At 46.7% G+C, this 15691-nt stretch carries 25 protein-coding genes; 2 read left to right on the top strand and 23 right to left on the bottom strand.

Annotated features, from left to right (window positions below; translation table 11 throughout):
* Positions 1–305: 305 nt before the first annotated feature.
* Both VF724_RS17910 and VF724_RS17905 read right to left on the bottom strand, forming a co-directional pair.
* Complete coding sequence (locus VF724_RS17910) at positions 306–524, bottom strand: hypothetical protein (RefSeq protein WP_371755609.1); 219 nt, start codon at positions 522–524, stop codon at positions 306–308.
* A 111-nt stretch (positions 525–635) separates the two neighbouring features.
* Positions 636–1256, bottom strand: coding sequence for a stage II sporulation protein M (locus VF724_RS17905; RefSeq protein WP_371755608.1), 621 nt, complete (start codon positions 1254–1256; stop codon positions 636–638).
* Positions 1257–1409: 153 nt separating this feature from the next.
* On the opposite strand from VF724_RS17905, the gene pdaB reads away from it, so the two are divergent.
* Positions 1410–2171 (top strand): polysaccharide deacetylase family sporulation protein PdaB, encoded by a 762-nt coding sequence (pdaB, locus tag VF724_RS17900; RefSeq protein WP_371755611.1) that lies wholly within the window; start codon positions 1410–1412, stop codon positions 2169–2171.
* Between the two features lie 29 nt (positions 2172–2200).
* Here the strand turns inward: pdaB and VF724_RS17895 are convergent, their stop codons facing one another.
* The gene (locus tag VF724_RS17895) at positions 2201–2791 is read right to left on the bottom strand and encodes a KinB-signaling pathway activation protein (protein ID WP_371755607.1); all 591 of its coding nucleotides are present in this window, start codon (positions 2789–2791) and stop codon (positions 2201–2203) included.
* A gap of 185 nt (positions 2792–2976) precedes the next feature.
* Between VF724_RS17895 and gerD the strand changes: the two genes are divergently transcribed.
* Positions 2977–3648, top strand: a complete 672-nt coding sequence (gerD, locus tag VF724_RS17890; protein WP_371755606.1) for a spore germination lipoprotein GerD — start codon at positions 2977–2979, stop codon at positions 3646–3648.
* Between the two features lie 92 nt (positions 3649–3740).
* On the opposite strand, the gene salA is transcribed toward gerD, so the two are convergent.
* From salA to rplF, 20 genes are all read right to left on the bottom strand, one after another.
* Positions 3741–4883: an iron-sulfur carrier protein/transcriptional regulator SalA gene (salA, locus tag VF724_RS17885; RefSeq protein WP_371755605.1), complete on the bottom strand. Its 1143-nt coding sequence runs from the start codon at positions 4881–4883 to the stop codon at positions 3741–3743.
* A gap of 51 nt (positions 4884–4934) precedes the next feature.
* Positions 4935–5642: an N-acetylmuramoyl-L-alanine amidase CwlD gene (gene cwlD, locus VF724_RS17880; RefSeq protein WP_371755604.1), complete on the bottom strand. Its 708-nt coding sequence runs from the start codon at positions 5640–5642 to the stop codon at positions 4935–4937.
* Between the two features lie 235 nt (positions 5643–5877).
* The gene (rpsI, locus tag VF724_RS17875) at positions 5878–6270 is read right to left on the bottom strand and encodes a 30S ribosomal protein S9 (protein WP_371755603.1); all 393 of its coding nucleotides are present in this window, start codon (positions 6268–6270) and stop codon (positions 5878–5880) included.
* Between the two features lie 19 nt (positions 6271–6289).
* Complete coding sequence (rplM, locus tag VF724_RS17870) at positions 6290–6727, bottom strand: 50S ribosomal protein L13 (protein ID WP_371755602.1); 438 nt, start codon at positions 6725–6727, stop codon at positions 6290–6292.
* Between the two features lie 181 nt (positions 6728–6908).
* Entirely contained in the window at positions 6909–7652 is a 744-nt protein-coding gene (gene truA, locus VF724_RS17865) for a tRNA pseudouridine(38-40) synthase TruA (protein ID WP_371755601.1), read from the bottom strand.
* An 80-nt stretch (positions 7653–7732) separates the two neighbouring features.
* The gene (gene rplQ, locus VF724_RS17860; protein ID WP_371755600.1) at positions 7733–8098 is read right to left on the bottom strand and encodes a 50S ribosomal protein L17; all 366 of its coding nucleotides are present in this window, start codon (positions 8096–8098) and stop codon (positions 7733–7735) included.
* A 52-nt stretch (positions 8099–8150) separates the two neighbouring features.
* Positions 8151–9095 (bottom strand): DNA-directed RNA polymerase subunit alpha, encoded by a 945-nt coding sequence (locus VF724_RS17855; RefSeq protein ID WP_371755599.1) that lies wholly within the window; start codon positions 9093–9095, stop codon positions 8151–8153.
* 133 nt (positions 9096–9228) lie between these two features.
* Positions 9229–9624, bottom strand: coding sequence for a 30S ribosomal protein S11 (gene rpsK, locus VF724_RS17850; RefSeq protein ID WP_371755598.1), 396 nt, complete (start codon positions 9622–9624; stop codon positions 9229–9231).
* A gap of 18 nt (positions 9625–9642) precedes the next feature.
* Entirely contained in the window at positions 9643–10011 is a 369-nt protein-coding gene (rpsM, locus tag VF724_RS17845) for a 30S ribosomal protein S13 (protein WP_371755597.1), read from the bottom strand.
* A 20-nt stretch (positions 10012–10031) separates the two neighbouring features.
* Positions 10032–10145 (bottom strand): 50S ribosomal protein L36, encoded by a 114-nt coding sequence (rpmJ, locus tag VF724_RS17840; protein WP_003333770.1) that lies wholly within the window; start codon positions 10143–10145, stop codon positions 10032–10034.
* A gap of 67 nt (positions 10146–10212) precedes the next feature.
* On the bottom strand, positions 10213–10428 hold the full coding sequence (gene infA, locus VF724_RS17835) for a translation initiation factor IF-1 (protein ID WP_371755596.1): 216 nt from the start codon (positions 10426–10428) through the stop codon (positions 10213–10215).
* Positions 10429–10430: 2 nt separating this feature from the next.
* A complete protein-coding gene (locus VF724_RS17830; protein ID WP_371755595.1) occupies positions 10431–10739 on the bottom strand; it encodes a KOW motif-containing protein in 309 nt (102 codons plus the stop codon).
* A 21-nt stretch (positions 10740–10760) separates the two neighbouring features.
* Positions 10761–11513 carry a type I methionyl aminopeptidase gene (map, locus tag VF724_RS17825; RefSeq protein ID WP_371755594.1) on the bottom strand — a complete coding sequence of 251 codons (753 nt, stop codon included), beginning with the start codon at positions 11511–11513 and terminating at the stop codon, positions 10761–10763.
* The gene (locus tag VF724_RS17820; RefSeq protein WP_371755593.1) at positions 11510–12163 is read right to left on the bottom strand and encodes an adenylate kinase; all 654 of its coding nucleotides are present in this window, start codon (positions 12161–12163) and stop codon (positions 11510–11512) included. Before VF724_RS17820 ends, map begins: the two co-directional genes overlap by 4 nt.
* Positions 12164–12192: 29 nt before the next feature.
* Positions 12193–13500 (bottom strand): preprotein translocase subunit SecY, encoded by a 1308-nt coding sequence (secY, locus tag VF724_RS17815; protein WP_371755592.1) that lies wholly within the window; start codon positions 13498–13500, stop codon positions 12193–12195.
* Complete coding sequence (gene rplO, locus VF724_RS17810; RefSeq protein WP_371755591.1) at positions 13500–13940, bottom strand: 50S ribosomal protein L15; 441 nt, start codon at positions 13938–13940, stop codon at positions 13500–13502. The genes secY and rplO overlap by 1 nt, the downstream gene beginning before the upstream one ends.
* A gap of 44 nt (positions 13941–13984) precedes the next feature.
* Entirely contained in the window at positions 13985–14173 is a 189-nt protein-coding gene (gene rpmD, locus VF724_RS17805) for a 50S ribosomal protein L30 (protein ID WP_371755590.1), read from the bottom strand.
* Positions 14174–14185: 12 nt separating this feature from the next.
* A complete protein-coding gene (gene rpsE, locus VF724_RS17800; RefSeq protein WP_371755589.1) occupies positions 14186–14683 on the bottom strand; it encodes a 30S ribosomal protein S5 in 498 nt (165 codons plus the stop codon).
* A 31-nt stretch (positions 14684–14714) separates the two neighbouring features.
* On the bottom strand, positions 14715–15083 hold the full coding sequence (gene rplR, locus VF724_RS17795; protein ID WP_371755588.1) for a 50S ribosomal protein L18: 369 nt from the start codon (positions 15081–15083) through the stop codon (positions 14715–14717).
* Positions 15084–15134: 51 nt separating this feature from the next.
* Positions 15135–15677, bottom strand: coding sequence for a 50S ribosomal protein L6 (gene rplF, locus VF724_RS17790; protein WP_371755587.1), 543 nt, complete (start codon positions 15675–15677; stop codon positions 15135–15137).
* Positions 15678–15691: the final 14 nt, after the last annotated feature.

Raw genomic sequence — 15691 nt, 5'->3', positions numbered from 1 at the left:
TCGCTTTCCGACCGTCTTCACGCATCCTCAAGCGCCGCTTTCGAGCTCTCGCTCAGCCGATGTTCTTCCGAACGGCGACTTGATTAATATATCACATCTCGCCGACCGTGTGCAAGTGAAATTTTTTCCAACCAATCAATTTTCCGAAAGAAGCTCGGCACAACCGTTTTGCGAATATGCCTGCTCTTCAAACGGCATATCGTAATGTATCATGACAGAACAAAGCTTGTCAAGAGATCGCTGGTTTTTATTTTCCGCCCAGCTTCCGCAACCACTTCCGTTGGCAAGACCGAATGTCCTGGTCTTTAGCGATAAGTACGGCTCCTTGCGTATTTCGAGAGCTCTTTTGACGAAGCCAAACGCGCATACATTCTGAATATCACCGTATATCTCATTTCGATCGCTTTGCGGATCTCACCGTCTATTCGGCTGTCATTCAGTTCAAGAAGCATTTCGTCCAATTCCTTGCGCAGCATATAGTTTAATTCCCTGCATTCCCGATCATTGTACAACATACCCAACATCGAATATTACCTCCTCAATTCGCAATTGGAATGGGATGAATTTCCCGTTTTACTGTTATGCTCATTTTTTTCCGTTTTATGAATAGGAGGAATTGAAAAGATCAAAAAAATTTAGTGCCGTACCAACCAATAAGTGAATGAACTTTCAATGATCGCAGCGACGAACAATGACACGATCAGAACCAGCATTAAAGGAATTGTCATTTTCAAGAAATACGCAATCTGTTGGCCTGCCGCTTTTCTTTTGGCCGGAATCAACCAACTTATCGTCCCTCTTGCGACAATAAAGCCAAAACGTATTCCGTAAGCACCGGCGAGGATGATTGCTGGAAGCTCAATTATTCCATGCGGCAGTATTCCCCTTACAACCATTTGGGGCAAATCCCCCCCATTCGCTTGGGTGGTATGTGCCAGAAAGCCGAGAATCATGCCGTTCATGACTAGAGAATACAGCGGAAATAAACCAAAGAACCCCCCCAAAGCGACAAATAACAAGGCCTTCAATAAATTATTGAAAAAAATGAAAACAAACAACCACAGCTGAGTATTGTTCATTTGATCAAGCATTTGCGCCAATTTGCGGATTTCTTCTATTTGTTGAGCAAGAATCCCTTGAAGATTCCCCGAAGAAAAACCCGCGTAGATGCCGATCATAAAAACCAGCGTGGAGGCGATTAAATAGTGCCTGCTGCTTTTTAAATCACTGTAAAAATCCCTGAAGAGTTTTCTCACAACCATCCCTCCAAATCGTTCCGCTATCTTAAAATCGGACAAATCTGCATAAGCTACAGGTACAAGCATACATTGTAAATATAAATTCATTCAAAACCTTGGACCAAAAATCACTTTCATATGGGGGCGAATCAGGTGAATTTCTTTTTTGTGATGAACGGTAAAAAGTTAAGGCGCATATTTGTCATTCTCATGGCTGCACTTTTTACTGCGGGTATTATTTACTCGGAAAAAAACAACATCAGCGTATTCTCCGCGAATGAACCTTCCGCTATTTACAGTGTTGTCACCGACAAGAAGCTTATCGCGCTGACGTTTGATATCAGCTGGGGTGAAAAAAGACCCGAGCCAATTATTCAAATCCTCAAGGATAAAGGCGTTACCAATGCAACATTCTTTCTGTCCTCGCCTTGGACCAAGAGTCATCCCGAGATCGTCAAGCAAATCGTCGACGCCGGCTTTGAAATCGGCAGCCACGGCCATAAGCATGTCAATTACAGCACCTTAAATGACGAGGAAATCCGCAAGCAAATTCAAACTGCCGACCAAATTCTAAAAGAATCGACAGGACAAACGCCGATGCTGATCCGCATGCCAAACGGCGATTTTGATAAGAGAGTGCTGCGCATTGCCAATCAATTGGGATATACCGTTATTCAATGGGATACGGACTCGCTGGATTGGATGAACAAAGGCGTGAATAATATTATCAACAGGGTATTGACCAAAGCCCACCCCGGCGATATTGTGCTGATGCACGCCAGCGATTCCTGCAAACAAACACACGAAGCGCTTCCCGTCATTATCGACAAGCTTCGGGAGCAGGGATACCAGTTCGTGACTGTATCGCAGTTAATCAATCAATCGAAGATGAAAGACAACCCGATACGAGACCAAATGCCGCAATCCAAATAAACCGATCTAAACGAAAAAGAGCTGAGTAATTAGCTCTTTTTTGCCCTCAACAATTTATGAAGTATCAGGATTTGCCAGGCATTGCAGACAATAAGCGGGATGAGCATGAAGAACGTCGATGCCGGATTGTCCAGACGGAGAGCCGGAACCGCCTCGATGGCCGTAGCGGCAGTCATAAAAAACAAGGTTGGGATAAAGGCAGTCCGGTTGGTCATGGATACTTTCCAGTAGGCAGTCACCAGTCCTGCCGCCAGCAACAATAAGGGAACATCCGTAAACTCGAGGTACGACCTCCCTGTTCCAAAGCTCAAATACCGCAAATAAGCCGTTTCAAATAAAGCGATAATCACCAAAGCCAATTGAATCATATTCCACCAGTATTTTTTGCGGATAATATCTATGGCAATATAATTGACCATCATGTAAGAAAAGAATCCCATTTGGCTGAATGCACTTAGAGTAAGTCCGACAACAACAGTGTTAAAAATGTCGAAACCGGTAATTCCGAGCAAACTATACTCTTGATCCATGCCCTGCATAATCAGACCGGTTGCCAAAGCCGCGATGCCGCCGATCAAAAGTGTGGTAAGAAACAAATAGAGCCATTTTCGAACAGTCAATTCAATCTCCTCCAACCCTCATCCGAAGCCGAATGATTCTCAGATACCGCGATGAGCACACTAATTTATATTGTACCAACCCCTTATCGAAAAAGCCAACTTTCAAGCCAAGTTTCTCCATCATAAACCTGCCGATCCCTTCACATACTAACAAAAAAGCAGCCGATTGAAAGGGGAACAAGCATATGTCATGCCACTTGACTCGGAAAGTTCCACGGTTGTTGTTTCCGGTATTATTCATTTCCCTTATTGCGGGGTGCGGTTCGGAAACCTCTTCTGGCGGAATGCAAAGCTACAAAGAAACGAAATCCATGGTTATTGACATTCTGAAGACGGAAGAAGCCAAAAAAGCCATTCAGAAAGCCACGGAAGAGGAACAAGGCGGCGGTGAAGGCGGCAAAATGAAGCTGTTAAGCACCGGCGACGGAAAACAAATTCAGCTTGCCGTCAAAGATGTGCTGACAGATCCAAATTACTCCAAGCATCTTAAAGAAATGATGACCGACCCCAAATTTGCCGGTGAATTTGCAAAAGCGATTGAAAAAGAAAACAAACGTCTGCAAAAAGATCTGATTAAGGATCCTGAATATCAGAATCTTGTGATCGGAGCCATGAAAAACCCTGAATTTGAAAAATTGCTGCTGGATGTAATGAAATCCCCGCAGTACCGCAAGCAAACCATGACCATTATCAAGGAATCGATGGAGAGCCCGCTGTTCCGAATGGACTTGATGGAACTGTTCAAAAAAGTGCTTGATGAAGAAATGAAGCCTAAAAAGAGCGACAAGGAAAAGAAAGATAAGGGCGGCGAGCAAGGAGGCGAAGGAGGAGGCGGCGAAGGAGGAGGCGGCGGCTGAGTACGATTAAGGGGTGTCAAAGAAAAAAAGGCTGCCGTAGCATGAACTTTAGCAGCCTTTCCATTTTGAGCTTGGAAAACTTTTGGCCGAGCTTATCGTTCAACTTTCTGGATGATGCGCGCAGCCATATCAAGGAAAATTTGTCCGGCCGCCGTATCCGCCTTATATACCGAGGGTGAATAATCCGGTTCCGACGGATGGTTGTCGGGTGCGCCCAAAGGCAGCTGGGCAAGCAGTTCGGTATGCATTTCTTCCGCGAGCTTGGCCCCTCCGCCTCGTCCGAAGACATATTCCTTTTGCCCGCATTGTCCGCATTCGTAATAGGACATATTCTCAACAATGCCTAAAAGTTCATGATGGGTATTCAAAGCCATCGCTCCTGCCCTTGCCGCAACAAAAGCTGCCGTAGCATGGGGGGTGGTCACCAGTATTTCTTTGCTTTGCGGGATCATCTGGTGAACGTCGAGAGCCACATCCCCCGTTCCGGGAGGCAGGTCGAGGATCATGTATTCCAAGTCGCTGTCCCATTCCACTTCATTAAAGAAATTGGTCAGCATTTTTCCGAGCATCGGACCACGCCAAATTACCGGAGCATTATCCTGAACGAAGAACCCCATAGAGATCACGCTGACTCCGTACCGTTGAACCGGAATAATCCGATCGTTCACCAGCTTCGGGGCCCCCTCGATTCCCATCATGTCCGGAACGCTGAAGCCATAAATATCCGCATCGATAAGCCCCGTCTTTTTGCCTTGTCGCGCAAGCGCAACCGCCAAGTTTACCGACACTGTAGATTTGCCTACGCCACCTTTGCCGCTGGCCACCGCAATAAAGTTAACCTTGGAGCCCGGGGAGAGCAGCTTCGGCATTCCCGCCGCCTTCATTTCAGCTTGTCTGCGCGCCTGCATGGAATCCAGCTTGCCGTTTTCCCTTCCTGAAGCAGCACCTGCACCAGACGCCTTTAGGCGATTCTGCAATTCATCCATTTCAAAATCGGTAATCTGTCTGATCCTGATGTGGGGGTCCTCAACACCTAACGTCTGCAGTCCGCCGGCGACCTGCTCATGCATGGAAGTCTTGATCTCATCGTCCAACTGCGTTACAACGACTGTTAAATGAACTTTATCCTCCCGGACGAGAATATCGCGAATTAAATTCAAATCCACAAGATTCTGTTGTGTTTTCGGATCTTTCAAGGATTTTAAAGCATCCAATATTTGATCTTTCGTCACCATATCCTTATACACCCCACTATGTATGTAATATGTGACCATTATAACATAAAATTAGGATGTTCCAATCTTTTCGCCTGAAGCATACCGCAGGATTCCCCGGTAGATCGCCTCGGCCATTTTTTTCTGGTAGGTTTCATCCCCGAGGAGCCTGGCTTCCTCCGGATTCGATAAAAATCCGATTTCCACCAGTGCGCCGGGAATATTGTCCAAAGCCTTCAGCAGGTATACGGTATTCACTGTATTGGCAAGACGGTCTGTATTCGCAATGGTGTTCTTGATTTCATTCTGGATCCATGTCGCCAGTATTTTCCCTTGTGTATTCGTCGGATAATAAAAAGTTTGAGCTCCCCTCCATCGAGTCGAGGGAATACTATTCAGATGAATGCTGACCAGCAGGTCTGCTTTCTTTTCTCTCACGAATTTAACCCGATTAAGCAAGTCCTCGGTTTTTCTTCTGCTTAATCCCTTGGTGTTGTTGGATGCGAGATCGCTGTCGTCTTCCCTCGTCATGTATACAATGGCCCCCGCCTGCTGGAGATAATCGCGTATATAAAGAGCGATCGCCAGATTGATATGCTTTTCGATGATTCCATCCCGGCTTTCCGCCCCTCCATCCGGACCACCATGCCCCGCATCAAGGACAATCACTTTATTCGACAGCGGCAGAGTCCACTCATTCCATGCCTTGCGCAGCTCATCGCCTTCCGTATAATAAAACACCAAAACAGCAAGCATCAACGTTGTTAGAAGAAGTTTCATTGCCCCCCTGTATGAAATCCAGATGAAGAGTCTTTTCCTTTTTCTCAGCTGCATGCCAATTCACCTCATCCCAAAACTTGAGAACGGTTTGTACCAGAACTCTATACAAGGATATGGGACAGGATGGACAAATATTACTTTCACGCATATTTTGCAAGCAAAGGTTGGAAATCAAGCAAAAGCCTTCTCCGCGGAGCGGAAAAGGCTTTTGTCGTTGAAATATAAGCTTTGAAAATTAGCGCTTGGAGAACTGAGGCGCGCGACGGGCAGCTTTCAACCCGTATTTCTTACGTTCCTTCATGCGCGGATCCCGCGTCAGAAATCCCGCTTTTTTCAGAGAAGATCTGAATTCAGGATCGACTTTCAAAAGTGCCCTTGAAATTCCGTGACGAATTGCTCCCGCTTGTCCGGAAATCCCGCCTCCGTTTGCGTTGACCAACACATCATAATTCGAAAGCGTGCCCGTCAGCTGAAGAGGCTGCTTGACAATAAGCTTCAAGGTTTCCAATCCAAAATATTCATTGATGTCGCGTTTGTTGATTAAAATCCGCCCTTCTCCCGGCACTAAACGTACGCGTGCGATGGAGTGCTTTCGACGACCGGTTCCATAATATTGCACTTGAGCCACGAAACTAACCTCCCTTTCCTTATCCGCGAAGTTCCCAAACTTCGGGTTGTTGTGCCTGATGTGGATGTTCACTGTCCTTATATACTTTCAGCTTCAATTTCATTTTATCGCCCAGACGATTTTTTGGAAGCATGCCGTGTACGGCCAATTCTATGACACGCTCAGGCTTCGTTTGAAGCATTTCGCCGGCGGTCGTTGCTTTTAATCCTCCCGGATGATTCGAGTGACGGTAGTAAATCTTGTTCTGAAGCTTTTTACCTGTCAGCTCCACTTTGTCCGCGTTAATCACAATTACAAAATCTCCGGTATCCACATGCGGGGTAAATTCCGGTTTGTGCTTTCCACGCAGGATGCTGGCTGCTTCAGTAGCCAGACGGCCCAGCGTTTTTCCGGCGGCATCGATAATGTACCACTTGCGCGGCACTTCATTCGGCTTCGCCATATAGGTCGTGCGCATGATTGTTCCTCCTTCGAATTCCTGGTCAATCAACCGTATCTATCTCGTAATAATCTCATCTGGAAATAATGCATTGATTTATTTTTGGAAGTAAGGGTCTGTCGTTGCTCGGGGCGTGGGATGCCAGCAACAAAGACCAACTAATATATTACTATATATCCATTCCATAATCAAGCTAAAATTATTCATCATAGCTCACTTCCCATAACATCAAGCCATGTGCGGGGGCCTTCGGTCCCGCTTTAGAGCGGTCCCGGGCATGAAGAATTTCGAGCATATCGATGCTTTTTCTCTTCCCTTCTCCAATTTGCAGCAAAGTGCCAATAATTATCCGGACCATATTATACAGAAATCCGTTTCCTGTGATCATGATGTGAACAACAGTGTCGGATTCCCGGATCATCCGAGCATCGTAAATCGTCCGGACAAAAACGTTTTTATCCGTTCTCACCGTACAAAAGGATTTGAAATCATGTTCACCGATCAAATACTGCAGTGCGCTCTCCATATTATCGAGATTCAAAGGTCTATAATGATGCAGTTGATAATGTCTTTGAAAAACATCCGGATTTCGATCGATATTGATTGTATACCGATAGGTTTTCCGTTTGGCAGATTTGCGTGAGTGAAAATCCAGGGGCACTTCCCGCGACTGGATGACCCGAATATCCTCCGGCAATCGGACGTTCATTGCCAAGCCCCATCTCTCAATGGGAATGCTCGATTCGGTGATGAAATTGATTACCTGCGCCCGTGCATGGACACCGGTATCCGTACGTCCCGACGAATGAACTTTAATTTGTTCTCCGGTGAGCTTCTCCAGTGCATCTTCCAGCTTATCCTGCACCGTATTCCGATGCGGCTGGGATTGAAAACCGCAATAATAGGTGCCATCATAACTGATGACCAAGCAAATGTTACGCATGACAAATCCTTTCCGGATCATGAACAAAAAAAGGGCTCGATCAGAATCTACCGATTCTGTCCACCCTTTCGATTCAGTCGTTAGGCCCGGTCCACTAATTCCAAATAAACCATTGGAGCCGAGTCGCCGCGACGAGGACCCAGTTTCAGAATGCGAGTGTACCCGCCTTGACGTTCTGAATAGCGAGTGGCCAATTCAGTAAACAATTTTTGAATGGCGTCTTGTTCACCGTCCGCCTGCTCACGACGCACAAAAGCTGCCACCTGACGGCGTGCATGCAAATCTCCACGCTTGGCAAGAGTAATCAGCTTTTCTGCAATGGAACGAACTTCTTTGGCTTTGGCCTCTGTCGTTTGAATTCGCTCATATATGAACAAATCTGTTACCAGATCACGAAATAGCGCTTTTCGGGCACTAGAGTCACGTCCTAATTTTTGATAACCCATTTGTTATCCCTCCTTCTATCTTGAAATTCCGCCAAAAATTTTCCCGCTGCCGTCAATCCTCTTGTCTTAGCCCCAAATTCAGTTCAGCCAGTTTCTCCTGAACTTCCTCCAAAGACTTTCTTCCCAAATTGCGGACTTTCATCATATCCTCTTCCGTTTTCGTTACCAATTCCTGAACCGTGTTGATTCCCGCACGTTTCAGACAATTGTAAGAACGAACGGAAAGGTCAAGTTCCTCGATGGTCATTTCAAGAACTTTCTCTTTCTTGTCCTCTTCCTTTTCCACCATGATTTCGGCATCCTTGGCTTCATCGGTCAAACCGACGAACAGGTCCAGATGCTCTGTCAAAATTTTCGCGCCAAGGCTTACGGCTTCTTCGGGACGGATACTTCCGTCGGTCCAAACTTCCAAGGAGAGTTTATCATAGTTAGTCACTTGGCCGACACGGGTATTTTCCACACTGTAGTTTACCCTTGTAATCGGAGTATAGATGGAATCAATCGGGATTACGCCAATAGGCTGATCATCTCGTTTGTTCTTGTCTGCCGAAACGTAGCCCCGTCCCCTGTTAGCAAACATTCTCATATGAAGACGGCCATCTGCGGCCAATGTGGCAATATGCAAGTCGGGATTGAGGATTTCCACGTCACTGTCCGCACGAATATCGCCGGCTGTAATGATTCCTTCTCCCTCTGCATCGATCTCCAGCATTTTTTCCTCATCGGAATGAATTTTGATCGACAGTCCTTTCATATTGAGTATAATCTCGGTCACATCCTCCAGTACCCCGGGAATGGTCGAGAACTCATGCAGAACGCCGTCAATCTGTACAGAAGTAACCGCAGCACCGGGCAACGAAGAGAGCAGAATGCGTCTCAACGAGTTGCCGAGCGTTGTACCGTAACCGCGTTCGAGGGGCTCAACGACAAATTTTCCGTAAGTGCCGTCTTCGCTGAGGCTCATGATCTCTATCTTCGGCTTTTCGATTTCTATCATAACCTGATTCCTCCTTCAAAACGTCGTTGCCAACGAATCACTATGATTATCTCCAAAACCATGTAGTATGCCTATCCTTCAAATCCATTATTCACAAGTTGAAGTGATTTATACCACAATGATGGATGCAGCATTAAACACGACGACGTTTCGGCGGACGGCAACCGTTATGAGGAATCGGAGTAACGTCTTTGATCATGCTTACTTCCAATCCTGCGGCTTGCAAAGAGCGGATCGCCGCTTCACGGCCGGCACCTGGCCCTTTCACCAAAACTTCAACGCTTTTCATGCCATGCTCCATTGCCGATTTAGCAGCAGACTCAGCAGCCATTTGCGCGGCAAACGGAGTGCTTTTCCGAGAACCTTTAAATCCTAGGTTTCCCGAGCTAGCCCATGAAATGGCGTTTCCATGCGGATCTGTAATGGTGACGATCGTATTGTTAAAAGTGGAACGAATATGCGCCACTCCCGTTTCAATATTTTTCCGATCACGACGTTTTGTGCGTACGGTTTTTTTAGGCTTTGCCATTTAGGTTATCCCCCCTTCTTATTTCTTCTTGTTTGCAACGGTACGACGAGGACCTTTTCTTGTCCGGGCATTGGTTTTCGTTCTTTGTCCCCGAACCGGCAGTCCGCGACGATGGCGAATTCCGCGGAAGCTTCCGATCTCAACCAAACGTTTGATGTTCAGCGCAATTTCCCGGCGAAGGTCGCCTTCGACCTTGACGTTCTTGTCGATCGCTTCACGAAGTCTGCTTACTTCATCTTCGGTGAGGTCGCGAACACGGGTATCCGGATTGATGCCGGCAATGTTCAGCAATTTCTTGGAAGTGGACAGACCGATTCCAAAAATATACGTTACGGCAATTTCCACTCGCTTATCGCGAGGCAAGTCTACACCAGCTATACGAGCCATATGGAATTTGACACCCCCCTTTAACCTTGTTTTTGTTTGTGCTTCGGATTTTCACAAATTACCATCACGTTGCCTTTGCGGCGGATGACTTTACATTTTTCGCAAATCGGTTTGACCGAAGGTCTAACCTTCATCAGTAAAACCTCCTATACGTTTTCTCAAGGAAAACTGTCTTAATCTATCCTGAAAATTCACTTTCACTCATTTTCGGTAGGTAATCCGGCCTCTGGATAAATCGTATGGCGAGAGTTGAACGACAACTCTGTCCCCGGTCAAAATACGGATAAAGTGCATCCTCAATTTCCCGGAAACGTGGGCCAAAATTTGATGGCCGTTTTCCAATTCCACCTTGAACATTGCATTCGGAAGAGGCTCAATCACCGTGCCTTCAACTTCAATAACATCTTCTTTGGCCACACTCATTCTCCTTTCTCATGTGCATCGGTTTGCACGCTTTCCAGAAATTTGCCCAATGCGAAACGCAATTTGCCATTGGTGACACGACCTGTCTCCTGTAAACTTTCGGCAACCTCACGGCTGATACTATCGAGAAGTTGCAGATGGAGCAGATTTTTCTTTTTCGACTGGTCGAATTTCCGTTTGTCTCCATCGGCAACCAGAACAAATCGTTGATCGAGCACCTTGACGACAACCGCATATTTGCCTGCGTCTCTGCCGCGCAGTATTTTGACAAATTGCCCGAGTTGTGGCGGTTTGAGAACTTCCACTTCTCCATCACCTCATTTGTCTTACGCGTCGGATCGGGTAAGGATCTCATAGCCCGATTCCGTGATCGCGATCGTATGTTCAAAATGGGCACATAACGATCGGTCAACAGTGACCACAGTCCAATTGTCTTCCAACGTGCGAACATAACGCTCGCCAGCATTAACCATCGGTTCGATGGCCAGGACCATCCCTTGCTTAAGGCGGGGGCCGCGGTCGGGAGTCCCATAATTAGGGATTTGCGGTTCTTCATGAAGTTCCGCTCCGATTCCATGACCCACATACTCCCGGACAACTGAAAATCCCGATGTTTCAATGACTTGTTGGATCGCATGAGAGATGGTGTATAAACGCACATTGGGCATTGCTTTCTCCAAGCCTGCATATAGAGACTTTTCCGTTACTTCCAGCAGCAGCTGCGCTGTTTCCGAGATGCTTCCGACTGGATAAGTCCATGCGGAATCTCCGTGATATCCCTGATATTCTGCTCCGATATCAATGCTGATAATGTCGCCTTCCACCAATTTACGGTCGCTTGGAATGCCGTGCACCAATTCTTCGTTTACTGAAGCACATATACTTGCAGGAAAACCATTGTAGCCTTTGAAGGATGGGACTGCACCTTGACTTCGAATGTAATCTTCCGCGATCCGATCCAATTCCCGGGTCGTGATCCCGGGGCGAATTGCGTCGTTCAAGAGGCGGTGCGTTTTCGCTACTATCCGACCCGCAATCCTCATCAATTCTATTTCAGCTTCCGATTTGCAAATGATCATTGCACTTGGCCCCGCAGTATTTTGACGATATTCGAGGTCACCGTGTCAATTTCCTCTTCCCCATTCACTTCAAGAAGCAGATTCTTGGACCGGTAATAATCAAGCAGAGGAGCCGTTTTGTTGATATACTCATCGAGTCTCGTGCCGACTTTCTCCGCAGTATCATCCGAACGTTGATACAGCTCTCCGGAGCATTTGTCGCAAATATTTTCCGCTTTCGGCGGGTTAAACAGGACATGGTAGGTAGCGCCGCACTTTTTGCAAATTCTGCGTCCCGTCAAACGGTCCAGCAGCAGCTTCCGGTCAACGACCAGATTGATCGCATAATCAATCTTTCGTTCCATATCCGCCATAATGCTATCCAGCGCTTCCGCCTGCGAAATCGTCCGTGGAAAACCGTCAAGCAAAAATCCTTTACCGCAGTCTTCCTGCTGAAGTCTTTCCTTGACGATGCCGATCGTGATTTCATCCGGTACCAATAATCCTTGATCAACATATTCTTTTGCCTTCAAGCCCAGGGGAGTTCCCTGACTCATGGCCAATCGGAAAGCATCACCGGTCGAGATATGCGGTATTTCAAATTCCATTACAATTCGTTCCGCTTGAGTCCCTTTACCGGCGCCGGGAGGACCCATGAAAATGATATTCACCAGCATTCTCCTCCAATTCGTTTCCTGCGCTATTTATTGATGAACCCTTTATAGTGGCGCTTGATCAACGAACTTTCGACCTGCTTCATCGTATCCAAAGCAACGCCGACCACAATCAAAAGTGAAGTCCCTCCGATTCTGACCGAGTTCGGCAATCCGGCAAGAGCTGCAAAATAAATCGGGAGAATCGAAACAGCAGCCAGAAAAACGGCACCGGACAATGTGATTCGGCTGATGACTCTTGTCAGATAAATCGATGTCGTCTTACCAGGTCGAATCCCGGGAATATATCCGCCGTTTTTCTTCATTTGATCGGCCATTTGTATCGGATTGATTTGAACAAATGTGTAGAAATACGTAAATCCAATGATCAACAGGACATAGAGCACCATACCCAGAGGCGCTGTATAATTCAAGTTGGCGATAATCCAATCCGCCACAGCGGTGCCGCGCCAAAAGCTGGCCAGCGTGCTCGGAAATGCTATCAGCGATATGGCGAAAATGACCGGAATAACACCGGCTGAATTCACTTTAAGCGGAATATGGGTCGACTGCCCGCCATACATTTTTCTGCCGACAATTTTTTTGGCATACTGGACCGGGATTTTACGAACTCCCTGCTGAACGAAAATAACGCCGGCAACAATGGCGATCACGACAAGCAGGATGACCAGCAGCTTCAGTATCCCTAAAAAGATTGTTGCGGTAGAGGCATCGGCAAAAACCGTTTTGTAAATCAAACCGATCTCCGTCGGGAATCTAGCTATAATTCCGGCGAAGATGATAATGGAAATCCCGTTCCCGATTCCGAATTCGGTAATCTGTTCGCCCAACCACATCAAAAATGCGGTTCCGGCCGTCAGAACTATTGCAATCATGGTGTACGTTGTAAAACCGGGGTCTTTCACCATCTGATATCCATACAAGCTGTTAAATCCGATCGACATGCCATATGACTGGATCAAACCCAACACAATGGTTCCGTATCGGGTGATCTGAGCCATTTTCCTGCGTCCGGCTTCCCCTTCTTTCGCCCACTCCGCAAATTTGGGGATTACGTCCATAGACAAAAGCTGGACGATAATCGATGCCGTGATGTAAGGCATGATTCCCATTGCGAAAACGGAGAAATTAAACAGAGCGCCTCCGGTAAAGGTGTTCAACATACCAAAGATGTCATTCACTTTGGATTGGTCGTAATTCTTCAGGAACTCGGTATCGATATTGGGAACGGGAATAAACGCACCGATCCGATATACGATCAAAATCATTAACGTGAACAGGATTTTCTTCCGCAGGTCGGTAACTTTCATGATATTGGATATAGTTTTTAGCATCAAATCACCTCGGTTGTACCGCCGGCAGCTTGAATTTTTTCCACCGCAGATTGCGAGAATTTATTCGCTTTCACTGTTAATTGGACCGCAATTTCTCCGTTACCCAAAATTTTGATGCCGTCCTTCGGATTTTTAACAATCCCGGATTCAAGCAAAGCTTCCGGAGTTACTTCGCTTCCTGCGGAAAATCTATTAAGGTCGTCCAAATTAACAATCGCGTATTCTTTACGGTGAATATTGGTAAACCCACGTTTCGGCAAACGACGATACAGCGGGTTTTGTCCACCTTCAAATCCTGGACGAACCCCACCGCCGGAACGCGCATTTTGTCCTTTGTGACCGCGGGTGGATGTTTTTCCCATTCCGCTTCCGACTCCTCGACCGACCCGCTTGCGAGTGCTGCGGGAGCCAGGGGCAGATTGCAGCTCATGAAGTTTCATCGTTGCACCTCCTTGAAATTATTGCCTTGCTTGAAGGGCGCTTATTATGCTTCCACTTCTTTAACTTCCAGCAAATGGCTCACTTGACTGACCATTCCGCGAATAGCCGGATTGTCTTGATGCTCGACAGTTTGATGGAGCTTGCGCAAACCGAGCGTTTTCACGGTGGTCCTATGCTTTTCCGGACGTCCAATCAGACTGCGTACGAGGGTAATTTGCAATTTCTTGGCCATGATTTCCCCTCCTTATCCTAACAATTCTTCTACTGATTTTCCACGCAATTTGGCAACATCCTCCGCTTTTTTCAAGCGGGACAGACCTTCCAATGTCGCATTAACCATATTGATCGAATTGGATGAGCCCAGAGATTTCGTCAAAATATCGCCAACACCCGCCAACTCGAGAACCGCGCGAACAGGTCCGCCGGCGATTACTCCGGTACCTTCGGAAGCCGGTTTGAGGAGCACTTTACCAGCTCCGAAATGTCCCATGACTTGATGAGGAATTGTGGTTTTTACCATCGGCACATAAATCAAATGTTTTTTGGCGTCATCGATGCCTTTGCGAATCGCATCGGGAACTTCCGATGCTTTTCCGATCCCGGCGCCAACCCAGCCATTTCCGTCGCCAACCACTACGAGCGCGCTAAAGCTGAAACGGCGTCCGCCTTTTACAACCTTAGCCACACGGTTGATTTGCACAACTTTTTCAGTCAATTCCAACGTATTCGGATCTACGCGCAAATCGCTAACCTCCTTATTAAATATTCTCCGATCAGAAATCCAATCCAGCCTCGCGCGCGGCATCAGCCAACGCCTGAACTCTTCCGTGATATAAATATCCGCCGCGGTCAAAAACCACTTTATCAATGCCTTTTTCTTTGGCACGTTTTGCAAGCAGTTCTCCTACTTTGCGGGCAGATTCCACATTGCCGCCGTTCGAGATTTGATCCTTCAGTTCCTTGTCCTGGGATGATGCCGCAATCAAGGTAATGCCTTTCGAGTCGTCAATGATTTGAGCATACATATGCTTCGCTGAGCGGAAAATGCTGAGTCTCGGACGCTCCGAAGTTCCTTGGATTTTTTTGCGAACACGAAGATGTCTTTTCAAACGAGCTTTATTTTTGTCCATTTTAGTGATCATTTTGGATGTCACTCCCTTCCAATCAACTGATCTTACGCAGCGTTATCCGTATTATTTCTTTTTACCTGCTTTACCTTCTTTGCGAAGAATCCGTTCGTTTTCGTACTTGATTCCTTTGCCTTTATACGGCTCAGGCAAACGAACAGATCTGATTTTTGCGGCAACGGCACCAACACGCTCTTTATCAATGCCCTTGACGATGATTTTGGTTGCAGCCGGAACTTCAAATTCAATGCCTTCTTCAGGCTCGATATCCACCGGATGGGAATAACCTACGTTTAATACAACCTTGTTCCCGCTCTTATTGGCACGATAACCGACGCCCACCAACTCCAGGCTTTTCGTAAAACCTTCTGTGACTCCGGAAACCATGTTGGCAATTACGCTTCGGGTTGTTCCATGCAGCGAACGATGCAATTTTTGATCCGAAGGACGTTCAATGGTAATCACATTACCGTCCACTACAACTTTCATATCTCTATGAATTTCACGGGACAAAGATCCTTTCGGACCTTTAACCGTAACCTGTTGTTGATTAATATCTACACTGACACCTTCCGGTACAGTGATGGGTTTGCGACCGATACGAGACATTGTTACACCTCCAT

Origin of the sequence: Ferviditalea candida (assembly GCF_035282765.1) — a bacterium.
Taxonomy (GTDB): Bacteria; Bacillota; Bacilli; order Paenibacillales; family KCTC-25726; genus Ferviditalea; species Ferviditalea candida.
This window is presented reverse-complemented; position numbering and strand designations above follow the sequence as displayed.